A 14,509-nucleotide genomic window follows, 5' to 3' on the forward strand; every position below is an offset into this window, starting at 1 on the left:
TCCTCCTTCACTCTATGATTGATTTTATCATGGCTAATTGATAAAGTATAATTATAGATATTTATTTCATTATAAATACTGCTTATGGAGGGCTTTTATGATAGATCCGCGTCACCAGACTTTTCTAGCACTGTGTGAGTTAAAAAGTTATACAGAAACCGCCAAAGCTTTGCACATAACTCAACCTGCGGTAAGTCAACATGTAAAGTATTTAGAAATTGAATATGACTGTAAATTAATTGAGTACTCAAGTAAACAACTTTCAATTACACGTGAAGGTGAACTGTTGCGTGACTTCTTAATTACGCTTCAAGCTGATAGTATGAACTTACAAAAGTATATGAAGCAAGAAGAAGACCAAAGAATAGAAATTTCTTTTGGAACAACCTTATCTGTTGGTGATTATCTTTTACCTAAGACAATTTCTGACATCATACAAAATTATCCGATGTATAAAATTAGTATGATTGTAAGCAATACCTCAGATCTTTTCACAAAATTGAAAGAGGGGTTATTAGACTTTATCTTGGTAGAAGGTTATTTTGTGAAAGATGATTTTTCACATCGTAAATTTAGTAACGAAAACTATATCGGAGTTTGTTCAAGTAATTCTAGGTTTGCCAGTGGTGACTTTGACTGGTCAGACTTAAGTGCAAGTACGCTAATTTTAAGAGAGGATGGATCAGGGACACGTGAAATCCTTGAAAGAATTTTGAATGAAAACAACTATTCATTCAATAGTTTCTCTAAAATAATAGAGATGGGGAATTTTAAAACAATTAAAGAATTGGTAAGACGTGATGTGGGAATAAGTTTTGTTTATGAAGCAGTTGTAAAACGTGAGTTTGAACAGGGAATATTAAAAAAAATTAATATCAAAGATTACACGCATTCACATGATATAAACTTTGTTTGCCTTAAGAATACCTATTACCTTGAGAGTTATTCTAAATTCTTTGATTTACTGATTGAAACATATAAAAAGCAGCAAATTGTGTAAACTCTTCGCTGCTTCTTTTTAGTTTTATTCGTCTGTTCCTACATCATGTAATAATTGAAGTTTCATATCATACAGTTCTTGTGATAAGTCAACATAGTATTGGTGAGGGTAGTGAAGACGTTTCACTTCATCCCAAATTGTTTCCATTTCTTTTGCGGAATAGGTTGTGATATCCTCGACGCTAGGTTCTTCGTAGACACATTTTCCTTTTACAAAAATAGGAACTTGTAACTCTCTGATTGAGTAGTTTGTGAGTGTCTTACGTTTCCAAGGTGCAATAGGATCAAAGATGGTAATTTCATCTGTTGGAATAACTTCATCTGCTAATGCAATATAATCTGCTAGAGCTTTATTTGTTACATTATCATAGAATCGGTATAAGCGTTTATATCCTGGGTTTGTGATCTTTTCAATATTCTCACTAACCTTAATCTTAGGAATAATCTTTCCTTCTTGTTCTTGTGCTACTAGTTTGTAGACACCACCAAGTACTGGTTCTGATTTGGAAGTAACGAGGTTCTCGCCAACTCCGAACTGGTCAATTTGTGCTCCTTGATAGATTAGGTCATCAATAATATATTCATCAAGTGAGTTTGAAGCCATAATCTTACAATCGTGTAAACCAGCTTCATCAAGCATTCTTCGTGCTTCTTTAGAAAGATATGCTAAGTCACCAGAGTCAAGACGGATTGCTTTTAATCGATAACCCTTTGGTATGAGGTATTCTTTAGCTACTTTAATTGCGTTAGGAACACCTGATTTTAAAGTGTCAAATGTATCTACTAATAATATTGTGTTATCTGGGTTCACACGTGCATATGTCATAAATGCTTCAAGTTCATTGTCATGTAATTGAATAAATGAGTGAGCCATTGTACCTGATACAAAGGCATTATACTTATGACCTGCTAAGGTATGGGATGTTCCAACACAACCAGCAATCACAGCGCCACGTGCACCTTCAAGGGAAGCATCAAAGCCATGAGCACGACGCGCTCCAAATTCTAGGACTGCGCGCCCACGAGCTGCGTTTACAATACGACTCGCTTTTGTTGTTACAAGTGTTGAGTAGTTAATTGATAAGAGTAATATCGTTTCAATTAATTGAGCTGCTATAACTGTTCCACGAACAGTTACGAGTGGCTCGTTTTTAAATACGACCGTCCCATCTTCTACAGCCCATACATCGAGATTTAAATCCATGTTTAATAGATAGTTAAGGAAATCATCATCATCAAACCCTTGGGTTCTAAGGTATTCGATATGTTCTTCTTCAAATTTAAAATTGTTAATTGATTCAATAAGACGAGATAAACCATTGAAGATTAAATAACCTCCGCTGTTAGGAATTTTACGAGTAAACATATCGAAGTATACAATCTCTTCGTGTCTGTTTTCTTTAAAATAAGTATAAGCCATTGAGAACTCATACAGGTCGGTTAGGAATACTGAATCTTTTGCTTGGATCATAAAGTCACCGCTTTCTATTTCATTGTATCTGATGTACAATATTACCATTATTGTATCACTAATTGGAGGTAATGACATGACAGAAACTATGAATTTACACAATGGTATTCGGATTCATCAAATTTATGAATCAAAATTCAATGAAGTATTAGTTAATTTAAAGATTAGTTTTCCTTTAAAACCGTATCAAAACACGATGACACAACTCTTAATTCGTATGTTGGGAGATCGTACTGCAACTTATCCAACGAAGAAACTTATGCAAGAAAGATTGGATACGATGTATGGCGCATCCGTTCGAATTAATTCTTATGCACTAGGCGAGAATCAAATTATTGATATGTCAGTAAAGGCGATTAATAGTGAGTTTGTTAAAGAAGACTTGCTTGAGCTACAATGTGAATTGTTAGCAGAATTTTTATATAATCCTTTGTTCAATGAGAGTTTACTGAATGAAGCGAAACGTGATTTATTAATGTATCATTCACGAATAAAAGAAAACACTGCAAGCTATGCTCAAATTCAAGCTTTTAAACACGCAGCTAAAGGACAAATCTTTGAAATAAACTCAATTGGTGAAGCAGAGGATGTATTAAAAGTAAGTCTCGAAGAACTTAAAGACTTCCATCAACTTATTGTGAATAGCTTTGCGAAAGATATTTATATTGTCGGACATCAAAAGAGTTTGGATGATTTCTCGATGTTTTCTAAAGGACATGGCGATTTATTAAGTAAATCATTAAATGAGACAGTAGTAAATCCAGGATATATGGAACAGACACATGCAGGAAATCAAACAGAACTTATTCAGGTATACAGTACTGATATTGATCCCCATCATGAGTTGTATGAAGCATTTCTTGTCTTTGTAGCTATACTTGGTCAATTACCTTCGTCATATTTATTCCGTTACATTCGTGAAGAACAGTCTTTAGCATATCGTATTTTTGCATCACGACAAGTATTTGATGGAGTAATGTATATTGGCACAAGTATAAGCGATAAAAATCTTGAACTCACACAGACATTAATTAAAGAACAATTCGACAAAATTGCGAATGAAGACATTGAAATACTTGGAGCAATTGAATTTCTATCATCCAATCTACAAAGCACATCAGAAAATCTAAAGAGTATTGGTGATTTCTGCTACCGTAATGAGGTGCTTCAAGACACTACCACAATCGAAGGTGTTATTGAAAAAATTCAAAAGGTTACGGTAGATCAAGTAAAAGAAGTCCTGAATCATATCAGTGAACCATTTATCTTTGCATACCGAGGTGATAAACATGAATAGAGTTAAGAATAATTTTAATCAAGATGTCTTTGAGTTTACGACTGAAAGCGGCTTAAGAGTGACCTTACTGCACCGTCCTGGATTTAAACAATCAGTAGCAGTTTATGCAACTCCTTTTGGGGCTTTAAATCTTACTCAGATAGTTGATGGGAAAACAGTAAATCATAAGTCTGGTGTTGCACATTTTCTTGAACATAAACTCTTTGAAGATGATAAACAGGATGTGTTATCACAGTTCTCAGAAATGGGGGCTAATGGTAATGCATTTACATCCTATGACCAAACAATGTATTACTTCACACGTAATGGTGATGTTAAAGAACCACTAAAGCTTTTATTAGACTTTGTGAGCTCACTTAGCGTCTCAGAGGCTAGTGTGGATAAAGAAAAAGGAATTATTGTAGAAGAGATTAATATGTATGCTCAGAAGCCTTACTTCCGCTTAATTAATGAAACCTATAAAGCTATTTTCCATAACTATCCATTTATCTATGATATTGCTGGTACAGAAGAGAGTGTCAATGCAACAACAAAAGACGATCTCTACCTTGCGTATAATGCAAATTACGATGATACACGAATGAGACTTGTTGTAGTGAGTCCAGAAGACCCTGAAACACTTCAAGAATTTATTGAGAGTTGTACTCAATCACATAAAAATAGTGGGGTAGTCGTTGAAGATGTTTTCCCTGATGAACCTGTTGATGTAAAGGAAAGTTATGTAGAACTTTTTGATGCTGTTGAAACTCCCAAAATGAGTTTAAGCTATAAGATTCCTTACCAATCACATGAAAAACAAAAAGATGAATTCATCTTATCGATTATCATGGATATGGTGTTTTCTGAATTAAATGATGATTATCAATTATGGATTGATGAAGAGATTTTAAGTAATTCATTTAGTTATGGTATTGATGTTCGCGATGACTTCATCATGCTTAGTTTCATCAATGAAGGTGAAAAACAAGATGCCTTTAAGAATCTAATTAATGATCAATTGGATAATGTAAAGCTTGATCGCGAAAGCTTTGATCAACTTACAAAACGTTACTATGGTCAAATGATAAGTTCTTTAGAACGACCAGAAGATTTAGCGGTCACAATGATGCGTTCTTACTTTGATGGTATGAACTATTTTGACTACTTAGAGATGGTAAAAAACATACAGTTTGAAGAACTTCAAAACTTATTTAATAAAATTGACTTAAATTATCAAAGTTATATTGTAATGCAAAAACTATCATGATATTATTGCGTTGACATTCGAGTGGGATAAACGTTTCTATGGTTATTTTAACCTTAGGAGGTACATATGAACTTTGTACAAATCGTTGGATATATTCTTGAAATCCCTGTCAGAGAAACAAATGGATCGGCAGAAAAATTCGCTCGATTCAATATTGAAGTATGTTCAAACTTTCGCCAGGCTGATGGGAGTTATGCTAAAGTAATTCTACCAGTAAGGATATGGCATGGTGCTCACAGCTCTATTATTCATAATGTAAAAATAAACGATACTATCGCTATCAAGGGTCGTTTGGATTTTGATGAATTAGGAATGTTGGTTATTGCTGAACAATTTGAACGATTACGCTTTAGGGAGTACCCTTAAGGCGTTTTTTTTTGTATAATGTAATGAGGTGATGATATGGGGGTTTAGAGGAGAGACTATGAAAACTTATTTAGATTTAATGCGCCATGTCTATGAAAATGGTGAGCTTAGAGAAGATCGTACAGGAACTGGCACTAAAGGTGTATTTGGATATCAGATGCGTTTTGACCTTAGTGAAGGCTTTCCGCTCCTTACAACCAAGAAAGTTCATTTTGCTTCAGTAGCAAAAGAATTACTTTGGTTTATCAGTGGTGATACAAACATTAAATGGTTAGTGGATAATAAAGTTAGAATATGGAACGAATGGCCATATGCAGATTATGTAAAATCAGAAGCATATCAAGGTGAGACTTTAAAGGAATTTGTCGAGAAAATTGCTAATGATGAAGATTTCGCAAAAGCACATGGTGACTTGGGTCCAGTTTATGGTAAACAGTGGCGTGATTTTAACGGAGTAGACCAACTAATGAAGGTCATTGACACAATTAAAACCAATCCTACATCACGACGTATTATTATGACTGCATGGAATCCAGCAGAAGTAGATGATATGGCACTTCCACCATGTCATGCGTTCTTGCAATTCTATGTTTCTAATGATGGTAAGCTTTCGTTACAACTGTACCAAAGAAGTGCAGATATATTCTTGGGTGTACCGTTTAATATAGCATCGTATGCGTTAATGGTTCACATGATTGCGAAAGTTTGTGACTTAGAAGTCGGCGAGTTTGTTCATACACTCGGTGATGCTCATATTTATATCGACCATTTTGAGGTTGTTGAAACACAATTAGAGCGTGAGCCACGTGCATTACCGAAACTAGTTATTCATGGAGATCAAAAAACTATAGAAGATTTCAAGTATGAAGATTTTGAAATTATAGATTATGATCCGTATCCATTGTTAAAGGCAAAGGTGTCTGTATAATGATTATCTTGATTGCGGCAATGAATAATAAACGTACGATAGGACTTGATGGATCAATGCCTTGGCATAATCCGGAAGACTTAAAGCATTTTCGTAAAACAACATTAAACAACAAGCTTATTATGGGAAGAAAAACCTATGAAGGCTTGCCAAAGAAACTTGATAAACGTGACATTTATGTAGTAAGTCGAAATCTAGACTTACCAAATACGATTCATAACCTTCAAGAATACCTTGAGAATGTTGATGCTAGCGACAGCATTTATGTTGCAGGAGGTGGAGAAATCTATCGTGAAAGCATGAAATATGCTGATAAAATTTTGTTGTCAATCATTGATGATGACACTTTAGGGGACACTTTTTTTCCAGAAATAGATGAGAGCAAATTTAAATTAGTTTCTACAGATATTTTTGACACATTTAGATTAAATACTTATGAGAGGATGTAACACATATGAGAATGGTAGATATTATTGCGAAGAAACGCGATGGTAAAGAATTAAGTAAGGAAGAAATTACATTTTGGATTGATGGATTAAAGAATAAATCAATTCCTGATTATCAAACAACTGCATTGTTGATGGCAATTGTTTTTAAAGATATGTCATTTGAGGAAACGACATATTTAACTGAAAACTATTTATACAGTGGTGATCAAATTGATTTATCAGCAATTGAAGGTAAGAAAGTTGATAAGCACTCAACAGGTGGAGTAGGAGACAAAACCACAATTATACTAAGTCCTATTGTTGCTGCAGCTGGAGGAAAAGTTGCGAAAATGAGCGGACGTGGTCTTGGTCACACAGGCGGTACTTTAGACAAACTAGAATCAATTCCTGGTTATAATATTGAACTTACATCCCAAGAATTCATTGATCAAGTCAATGACATTAATATTGCGGTTGTAGGGCAAACAGGAAACCTTGTTTATGCTGATAAAGTTATTTATGGACTTCGTGACGTTACTGCAACAGTTGACTCGAAGCCACTTATTGCTGCGTCGGTCATGTCAAAGAAATTAGCTGGTGGAGCAGATTGTGTTCTTTTAGATGTTAAGTATGGTGAAGGTGCCTTCATGAAAACTGTAGAGGACGCATCAGAACTTGCGAAAACTATGATTCATATTGGTGAGTCCTTAGGACGCCGTGTTAATGCGATGATTACAAATATGAACCAACCTTTAGGTCATGCAATTGGTAATGCTTTAGAGGTTAATGAAGCTATCTTAACATTACAAAATAAAGGTCCTAAAGACTTAGAGGAACTTTGCTTAATTGCTTCAGCTTATATGCTTTATCATGGTGAGCTTGCAGAAAGTGTGGAAGCTGGGTATGAATTAGCCTTAGAAACACTTAGAAGCGGTAAGGCTTACGAAAAATTCTTGGAATGGATTCAAGCACAGGGTGGCGATATCTCTGTATTTGATGACCTAGAAAGCTTTACACATGCTGACTATGCACACGAAGTTAAATCACAAGTATCAGGATATCTACATGATCTCCATGCGCTAGAATTAGGTATCGTATCTATGCACTTGGGAGCAGGCCGTAAGACTGCAGAAGATAGCATTGATATGAAGGCAGGAATCATATTAAACAAAGAAGTTGGCGATAAAATTGAAGTTGGCGATGTCTTAGCAACTCTATATAGTAGCAATCCAATCGCAAAAGAATACGATCAAGATACTCATGATTGTTTTGTGATTGAATCAAGTCCAATTGATAAACCAAAACTTATTGCAGATGTGTTATAATTTACCAAGGTGATCTTAATGAACTTTGAAGTAACACTTGAGCAATTTAGTGGACCACTAGATTTAATGCTTTATTTGATCAAGGATAAAAAACTTGATCTTTTTGACTTAAATATTGTGGATCTTGCAGATCAGTATATAGCCTTTCTAGACGGTATCCGCGAACAAAAATTAGAAATTGCGAGTGAGTACTTAAGTGAGTTAGCAGGTCTTATTGAATATAAAAGTAAACGTCTTTTACCAAGAGATAAAAGTGAGCTTGATGCTAGTGACGTTGAGGATGAAGAACAAAACCTTGTACGTCGTCTGATTGAATATCAACGTTATAAAGAGGTAAGTATAGAACTTGCACAGCGTTTTGAAGAAAGATCAAGACAACATGACAAACCACTCTCAACAGGACTTTTTAAACAAATTAAGAAAGAACTCAGTGAGTCGATTACATATGATCAAACACCTTATGATTTAATGAATGCGATGCAAAAAGTTATGGATCGCTTCCGAATTGCAAATCCTATGGATGTTTCGATTGAACGTGTAGAGTTGTCGATTGACGACGTTATAGACGACATACGTAAAATATTTGTCGGTGACGAAGTCTTAAGTCTTGAGTTTGTGTTAGAACAATCACCAAGCTTACAACACCTTTTGATGTCATTTCTTGCTGTCCTTGATATGCTCAGAATGGGTGAATTAAAAGTTAATTATCAAGGCGAAGCAGTATATTTGAAAGGGGCTTTCTTGTAAAATGAATGAATTAGCATTGTTAGAAGGAATTCTATTTGCATTTGGTGATGAAGGTGTTGATCATGAACAACTTCAAATTGCCTTTAATAAACCAAATGAAGAAATAGACGCAATTTTAGAAGAGTATAAACAATTACTAGCACATGATGAACGTGGACTGGAGCTTGTGCGTTTTGGTGAGTCCTATAAACTAGTAACGAAACCAGAACTACACGATACGATTGCTTTAATGCTTGAATTTAATAAAACACGTCAACTATCCCAAGCAGCACTTGAAACGCTTGCGATTGTTGCTTATAAACAACCCATAACACGTGTAGAAATCGAAGAGATTCGTGGTGTCAATTCTGATATGATGATGCGCCGTTTGGAAGCTCTCGATCTCGTGAAAGAATCAGGACGTGCAGAAACACCTGGACGACCAATACTGTATGAAATTACTGAATCATTTATGGATGTATTTAAACTTACATCTCTTAAAGAATTACCTGAAATAAAATTAGAAACGTTGGATGATACAAATGAACTCTTTAAATCAAGCAATTAGATTGCAAAAATATATCGCTCAAGCTGGAATTGCTTCACGTCGTAAGGCAGAAGAATTAATCGCAAAAGGGCAAGTAAAAGTTAATGGTAAACAAGTAAAAGAAATGGGATTTATGGTTAATCCTGGGGATGAAGTCGTTGTTAATGGACAATTGATATCAACAGAACAGCCATTAGTTTACTATCTTTTGAATAAACCAAAGGGAGTTGTATCAAGCTCAAGTGATGATAAAGATCGTGATGTCGTTACAAACTATGTACCATCAGATTTTCGTGTGTTTCCAGTAGGGCGACTTGACCGTGAAACAACAGGGGCATTAATCCTGACTAATGATGGTGATTTTGCTTACATGTTGACACATCCAAAATATGATCTTACAAAGAAATACCGTGTTAGTGTTTCAGGTAAGTTAACGTATAAAATATCGACTCAACTTGAAAAAGGTGTTGTGATTGAAGGGGTCGATTATCAAGGAATTGAGTTTGAGAACGTAACATACGATAGTAAAAAGAATCGCACTCAATTTTCAGTAACACTCCATGAAGGTAAGAACCGTCAAATTCGTAAAATGTTCTCACATTTTGGACTACCAGTTCTAAAACTGCACCGATTTGCAATCGGAACCTTAGAAATTGATGACATGAGAATCGGTTATTATCGAGAATTAAAACCATTTGAGATTAAAACATTAAAACAAGAAGCAAAGGGTGATAAGTAATGCAACAATTCTTTGTTGAGGAACTAAAAGCTCCTTGGCTTGATAAGAAACAGCGACAACAATGTCTCAAAGTCTTAAGAATGCGTAAAGGAGACAGAGTGCGACTTGTAGATTCAAAAGGAAATGGTGTCATTGCAGAGTTTACTCAAGACGATTTAGAGACCATGGAGATTGTTGAACCAATTACATGGCCTGATAAGAAACGTAAACTTAGAATTATTGCTTCAATGATTCGAAATGAGCGCCTTGAATGGATGATTCAAAAAGCATGTGAATGTGGTGTTGATGAAATAGTTTTATACAGTGCCCAACATGGAGTAGTTCGTGACTTTGGATCTCGTGAAGATCGTAAGCTTGAACGCTTAAATTTAATTGCTAAAGAGGCGTGTGAACAGTCGTATCGAAATATTCAAGTCCCAGTAATTAAACCGATAGAACTTAATGAAATAAAGTCATATATGTCTGACTTGAACGTCTTTGCTGATATTGGTGAAGCTCCACACTTTGTTGAGTGTGTAAATGAAGATACAACAACGATTACTGCATTTGTAGGTCCTGAGGGTGGAATTTCTACTTCAGAACGACAACAACTCTTTGATATGGGATTTATTGAAGTGAGTTTGGGTAATAACGTATTACGTGCAGAAACAGCTTCTATTTATCTGTGTAATATGGTTTCTGTGTGTGAGGTGATTCGATGAAAATATTGCATAAGTATCATAAACAAAATATTGACCGTAAAGTGCTAAAACACTATCAAGAAATGTCAGATGAATACGGTTTGAAACTTAAATCGAAGAACACTTTAGACGCACTTAAGCTCTCTGTATTTGAAACAGCCTTGTTAAATAAAAAATTCTTCGAAAATAAGTTTGAAGAAATTCGTAATCAAAACATTGACATGTGGGATATCATATCGTTTAATGAACGCAACTTCATCATAAAGTGCGATATTGCTTCACTAAAAATTAAACAAAAACATTTTAAGAATGATGGTGAAAATATCTATATACCTTTCTTCGACAAACTGTTAAATAAACTTTATGATGATGAAACAGCAATTCTAGAATTACCGCAATTCTTTAAACTGTATAAAGATTTTAAGGATAAGATTATTTCAATCGATTCTTATGGTTTAAAACCCTATATTGCAAATATGAGTCGTGCAAAGTGTATTGTTCATAATGAAGAGTATTTGGTCTTATATGATGAAGAAATTTCTTGTTTCTATAAGATGAATCTCAAAGAATGCACACGATATCCAATTCTAGAGTCAAAAGACTATTCTGCAGAGACATTATTAAAGTGTAGCAAGAGTTTACTAATAAGTGATGATCAATTCATTGATTCACTTATTGAATATGAAATGTTGAATCCAAAATGTGTTAAAAAAATAAATAAACTTCGTGAAAAAGGAAAGGGGCTTGAATAGCATGAAACTTTCGCAACTAACATCAATAAATGATGATCGCGATATCAGTGCTTTAATCCTTGATTCACGAGATAAAACTAAAGATGGCTTATTCTTTTGTTTGGAAGGGTTAACTGTCGATGGTCATGGTTTCGTGGATCAAGCAATCGATAATGGTTGTGTAGCAATTGTACATAGCAAAGAACTAGTAAAGCTTGAAGGTGTAGCTTATATACGTGTAGAAAACGTCATGGATGCTCTTCATGATATTACTTCTAAATTCTTTGATTACCCATCTCAAAAACTCTATGTCTATGGGATAACAGGAACTAATGGTAAAAGCACAACCATGAAAACAGTAAGAAATATTTTATTACGCTTTGGTGTTAAAGCAGGATATATTGGTACTATCTCAGTAGAATATAATGATCACGTCTTCGCACCAAGTCTTACAACTCCTGATATCGTAGAACTTCAAGGATACCTAAAAGACATGGTTGACGAAGGAATTGAGGAAGTGTGTTTAGAAGTATCGAGTCAAGGATTAGCGCTTCATCGTGTTGATTCTATAGACTTTGATAATGCTAGTTTCACAAACCTTACCCATGACCATCTTGATTACCACAAGACAATGGAAAACTATTTTGAAGCAAAGAAAATACTTTTTGATCGTTTGAAACCAGAAGGGTTTATGGTGTTCAATGCAGATGACGAATACAGTCAAAGGTTAATTTCTGAAGGATACTCCCAACAATCGGTAACTTATGGTATTCAAAAAGAAGCGGACTACATGGCCAAAGATATTCAGCTCCACGAAAATAGTACGACCTTTACACTTGTGCATAAGGGTAAAGAATACCATGTTGTTACAAGCTTTGTAGCTGTATTTAACGTCTACAATATGTTAGGTGTTATTGCTATTCTTCATAAAAGAGGTTATGAACTGGAACGAATTATTCCAGAACTGAAAGACATTGAACACGTAGATGGTCGCCAAACAATCGTTGACATTGGACAGCCATTTAAAGTGTTTGTAGACTTTGGACATGCTCCTGATAGTATGAAGAATGTTTATGAATTTGTGCGGGAAGTAACTCCTGTTGGAAATAAGATTATTACTGTGTTTGGTGCAGCTGGAGCACGTGATCATCTCAAACGCCCAAAGATGGGTTATGTGAGTTCAACAATGGCCGATCATGTCATCCTAACGGAACATGATAATCGCAATGAAAATGTTGTTGATATTACCAAAGATATTATTGAGGGCATGCCTAACAATAATTATGAGTTTGTGCCGATACGTTATGAAGCTATTGAAAAGGCTCTGATGATGGCTCAAGCTGGAGATTCAGTCGTGCTCATTGGTAAAGGTGAAGAGAAATTTATCTATCGAGATTATGGAAAAGAAGTCTGGATGGGTGATGAAGTAGCTGCTAGAGAAATATTGGAAAAACATTATGGAGGGAAATAAGATGTTATACAATAAATATATTGATCATACTTTATTAAAGCCAGAAGCGACACAGGCTCAAATAGAAGTATTATGTAATGAAGCAAGAGAATATGATTTCATGAGTGTATGCGTTAATCCATCACAGATTGAATTATGTAAGAAATTACTTGAAGGATCAGATGTTGTAGTGTGTACAGTAGTTGGATTCCCACTCGGTGCTACATTAACTTCCGTGAAAGTATTTGAAGCTCAAGAGGCATTACGTTTAGGTGCAAGTGAAGTTGATATGGTCATTAACATTGGTGCATTAAAAGAAGGACGTACTCAATTTGTTGAAGACGAAATTCGTGCAATCAAAGAAGCTGTTGGAGACAAGATTCTTAAGGTTATTATTGAAACAGCGCTATTAACAAAGGATGAAATTGTTATCGCTTCACAGTTAGTGGTAAATGCTGGAGCAGATTTCGTAAAAACATCTACTGGATTTAGTACAGCTGGTGCTACAGTTGAACATGTTGCTTTAATGAAACAAACAGTTGGAGATAAAGCTCAAGTTAAAGCTGCTGGTGGTGTTCGTAATACAGATGACCTTAAAGAAATGATTGCTGCAGGAGCAACACGTATTGGTACATCTGCAGGTGTTAAATTAATGCAAGGTGAAAAATCAGAAGGTGGATATTAGTTCACAAATAAAGCGACTCTATGGAGTCGCTATTTTATTGATTTAAGAAAGATGGCTACACCGTTTTCAAGTACTGATAGTGTAGTGTGTTTAGCAATGGATTTAGATTCATCTACGGCATTTCCCATAGCTACACTATTTTGGATAAGTGATAACATTTCAATGTCATTATAACCATCTCCCATTGCGTAGCGGTCTTCCTCATGAATATTCAGAAGTTCAGCAAGGTATTGGCAAGCAGTTCCTTTTTCATAGCCTTGACGATGGATGTCCATTCGCAATAATCCAGTATCATATTTATTTATAGACCACATATCAGGCAGTTCCTTATAACACGCATTCAAGAGCTCAAGAGACTGAAATAATGGAGTCATACTGTTGGCTCTAATACGTGTAATATTTTGAGCTAGGGGTTTCTGACTAATTGTAGAGACATCACCATATTCAAGCTCTTGCTTGTAAATTAAATCAGAATCATGTGTGCTGAACCAAGTACCATGAAATCCACCAAAAATATAACTATCAGTATACTTTTGTATAGTATGTTCTAAGAAAGTTAGTTCATCAAGAGAGAATACATTATCTATTATTGGTTCATTGTTAAACTCGATATAATGACCATCAGATAATATCAATCCATCGAAATTGATTTGATTTAAGCTGTCTGGTAATGTGCCACGAGCACTTGCAGCAACGATATAATTTCCTTTGTTTTGGAAGTCATGAAGCGCTTCGACAGTCTCTTTTGTTGGTTCCAAAAGTCCATTTTTTACATCAATTAGTGTTCCATCTATATCAAAAAAAGCAATCTTTTGTCTCATAATGCCCCCTCAGTGATAAAGGTATTATACCACTTCCAAACATATATTAAAGAAGTGAAAAAAAAACTAC

16 protein-coding genes are annotated in these 14,509 nt (G+C 35.0%); 14 read left to right on the forward strand and 2 right to left on the reverse strand.

The window, feature by feature from the left end; genetic code table 11:
- The first annotated feature begins 97 nt into the window (after nt 1-97).
- The gene (locus G7059_RS06090; protein ID WP_166081193.1) at nt 98-1,000 is read left to right on the forward strand and encodes a LysR family transcriptional regulator; all 903 of its coding nucleotides are present in this window, start codon (nt 98-100) and stop codon (nt 998-1,000) included.
- Between the two features lie 24 nt (nt 1,001-1,024).
- Here the strand turns inward: G7059_RS06090 and G7059_RS06095 are convergent, their stop codons facing one another.
- Entirely contained in the window at nt 1,025-2,470 is a 1,446-nt protein-coding gene (locus G7059_RS06095) for a nicotinate phosphoribosyltransferase (protein ID WP_166081194.1), read from the reverse strand.
- A gap of 76 nt (nt 2,471-2,546) precedes the next feature.
- Here G7059_RS06095 and G7059_RS06100 point away from each other — a divergent pair, with 76 nt between their 5' ends.
- From G7059_RS06100 to deoC, 13 genes are all read left to right on the forward strand, one after another.
- Nucleotides 2,547-3,767, forward strand: a complete 1,221-nt coding sequence (locus G7059_RS06100; protein WP_166081195.1) for a pitrilysin family protein — start codon at nt 2,547-2,549, stop codon at nt 3,765-3,767.
- Nucleotides 3,760-5,013, forward strand: a complete 1,254-nt coding sequence (yfmH, locus tag G7059_RS06105) for an EF-P 5-aminopentanol modification-associated protein YfmH (protein WP_166081196.1) — start codon at nt 3,760-3,762, stop codon at nt 5,011-5,013. Before G7059_RS06100 ends, yfmH begins: the two co-directional genes overlap by 8 nt.
- A 66-nt stretch (nt 5,014-5,079) precedes the next feature.
- The gene (locus G7059_RS06110) at nt 5,080-5,379 is read left to right on the forward strand and encodes a single-stranded DNA-binding protein (protein ID WP_166081198.1); all 300 of its coding nucleotides are present in this window, start codon (nt 5,080-5,082) and stop codon (nt 5,377-5,379) included.
- 58 nt (nt 5,380-5,437) lie between these two features.
- Entirely contained in the window at nt 5,438-6,307 is an 870-nt protein-coding gene (gene thyA, locus G7059_RS06115; protein ID WP_166081199.1) for a thymidylate synthase, read from the forward strand.
- Nucleotides 6,307-6,756, forward strand: a complete 450-nt coding sequence (locus tag G7059_RS06120) for a dihydrofolate reductase (protein WP_166081200.1) — start codon at nt 6,307-6,309, stop codon at nt 6,754-6,756. The genes thyA and G7059_RS06120 overlap by 1 nt, the downstream gene beginning before the upstream one ends.
- A 5-nt stretch (nt 6,757-6,761) precedes the next feature.
- Nucleotides 6,762-8,060: a pyrimidine-nucleoside phosphorylase gene (locus tag G7059_RS06125; protein ID WP_166081201.1), complete on the forward strand. Its 1,299-nt coding sequence runs from the start codon at nt 6,762-6,764 to the stop codon at nt 8,058-8,060.
- Between the two features lie 18 nt (nt 8,061-8,078).
- Nucleotides 8,079-8,807, forward strand: a complete 729-nt coding sequence (locus G7059_RS06130; RefSeq protein ID WP_166081202.1) for a ScpA family protein — start codon at nt 8,079-8,081, stop codon at nt 8,805-8,807.
- A gap of 1 nt (nt 8,808) precedes the next feature.
- Nucleotides 8,809-9,354, forward strand: coding sequence for an SMC-Scp complex subunit ScpB (gene scpB / locus G7059_RS06135; RefSeq protein ID WP_166081203.1), 546 nt, complete (start codon nt 8,809-8,811; stop codon nt 9,352-9,354).
- Nucleotides 9,329-10,072, forward strand: a complete 744-nt coding sequence (locus G7059_RS06140) for a pseudouridine synthase (protein WP_166081204.1) — start codon at nt 9,329-9,331, stop codon at nt 10,070-10,072. The genes scpB and G7059_RS06140 overlap by 26 nt, the downstream gene beginning before the upstream one ends.
- Nucleotides 10,072-10,773, forward strand: coding sequence for a 16S rRNA (uracil(1498)-N(3))-methyltransferase (locus tag G7059_RS06145; protein WP_166081205.1), 702 nt, complete (start codon nt 10,072-10,074; stop codon nt 10,771-10,773). The genes G7059_RS06140 and G7059_RS06145 overlap by 1 nt, the downstream gene beginning before the upstream one ends.
- Nucleotides 10,770-11,504, forward strand: a complete 735-nt coding sequence (locus G7059_RS06150; RefSeq protein WP_166081206.1) for a hypothetical protein — start codon at nt 10,770-10,772, stop codon at nt 11,502-11,504. Before G7059_RS06145 ends, G7059_RS06150 begins: the two co-directional genes overlap by 4 nt.
- A gap of 1 nt (nt 11,505) precedes the next feature.
- Nucleotides 11,506-12,954: a UDP-N-acetylmuramoyl-L-alanyl-D-glutamate--2,6-diaminopimelate ligase gene (locus G7059_RS06155; RefSeq protein WP_166081208.1), complete on the forward strand. Its 1,449-nt coding sequence runs from the start codon at nt 11,506-11,508 to the stop codon at nt 12,952-12,954.
- A gap of 1 nt (nt 12,955) precedes the next feature.
- On the forward strand, nt 12,956-13,618 hold the full coding sequence (gene deoC, locus G7059_RS06160; protein ID WP_166081209.1) for a deoxyribose-phosphate aldolase: 663 nt from the start codon (nt 12,956-12,958) through the stop codon (nt 13,616-13,618).
- A gap of 29 nt (nt 13,619-13,647) precedes the next feature.
- On the opposite strand, the gene G7059_RS06165 is transcribed toward deoC, so the two are convergent.
- On the reverse strand, nt 13,648-14,439 hold the full coding sequence (locus G7059_RS06165; protein WP_166081210.1) for an HAD-IIB family hydrolase: 792 nt from the start codon (nt 14,437-14,439) through the stop codon (nt 13,648-13,650).
- Nucleotides 14,440-14,509 lie beyond the last annotated feature (70 nt).

Source organism: Erysipelothrix sp. HDW6A, assembly GCF_011400295.1.
Taxonomy (GTDB): Bacteria; Bacillota_I; Bacilli_A; order Erysipelotrichales; family Erysipelotrichaceae; genus Erysipelothrix.

Excerpts from the sequence above, each read along its gene's own strand:
- G7059_RS06090 (WP_166081193.1), top strand. The coding sequence starts at position 98 with ATGATAGATCCGCGTCACCAGACTTTTCTAGCACTGTGTGAGTTAAAA.
- G7059_RS06120 (WP_166081200.1), top strand. The coding sequence starts at position 6,307 with ATGATTATCTTGATTGCGGCAATGAATAATAAACGTACGATAGGACTT.
- G7059_RS06140 (WP_166081204.1), top strand. The coding sequence starts at position 9,329 with ATGAACTCTTTAAATCAAGCAATTAGATTGCAAAAATATATCGCTCAA.
- G7059_RS06095 (WP_166081194.1), bottom strand. The coding sequence starts at position 2,470 with ATGATCCAAGCAAAAGATTCAGTATTCCTAACCGACCTGTATGAGTTC.
- G7059_RS06110 (WP_166081198.1), top strand. The coding sequence starts at position 5,080 with ATGAACTTTGTACAAATCGTTGGATATATTCTTGAAATCCCTGTCAGA.
- G7059_RS06165 (WP_166081210.1), bottom strand. The coding sequence starts at position 14,439 with ATGAGACAAAAGATTGCTTTTTTTGATATAGATGGAACACTAATTGAT.
- G7059_RS06125 (WP_166081201.1), top strand. The coding sequence starts at position 6,762 with ATGAGAATGGTAGATATTATTGCGAAGAAACGCGATGGTAAAGAATTA.
- thyA (WP_166081199.1), top strand. The coding sequence starts at position 5,438 with ATGAAAACTTATTTAGATTTAATGCGCCATGTCTATGAAAATGGTGAG.
- G7059_RS06145 (WP_166081205.1), top strand. The coding sequence starts at position 10,072 with ATGCAACAATTCTTTGTTGAGGAACTAAAAGCTCCTTGGCTTGATAAG.
- G7059_RS06100 (WP_166081195.1), top strand. The coding sequence starts at position 2,547 with ATGACAGAAACTATGAATTTACACAATGGTATTCGGATTCATCAAATT.
- scpB (WP_166081203.1), top strand. The coding sequence starts at position 8,809 with ATGAATGAATTAGCATTGTTAGAAGGAATTCTATTTGCATTTGGTGAT.
- G7059_RS06130 (WP_166081202.1), top strand. The coding sequence starts at position 8,079 with ATGAACTTTGAAGTAACACTTGAGCAATTTAGTGGACCACTAGATTTA.
- G7059_RS06150 (WP_166081206.1), top strand. The coding sequence starts at position 10,770 with ATGAAAATATTGCATAAGTATCATAAACAAAATATTGACCGTAAAGTG.
- G7059_RS06155 (WP_166081208.1), top strand. The coding sequence starts at position 11,506 with ATGAAACTTTCGCAACTAACATCAATAAATGATGATCGCGATATCAGT.
- deoC (WP_166081209.1), top strand. The coding sequence starts at position 12,956 with ATGTTATACAATAAATATATTGATCATACTTTATTAAAGCCAGAAGCG.
- yfmH (WP_166081196.1), top strand. The coding sequence starts at position 3,760 with ATGAATAGAGTTAAGAATAATTTTAATCAAGATGTCTTTGAGTTTACG.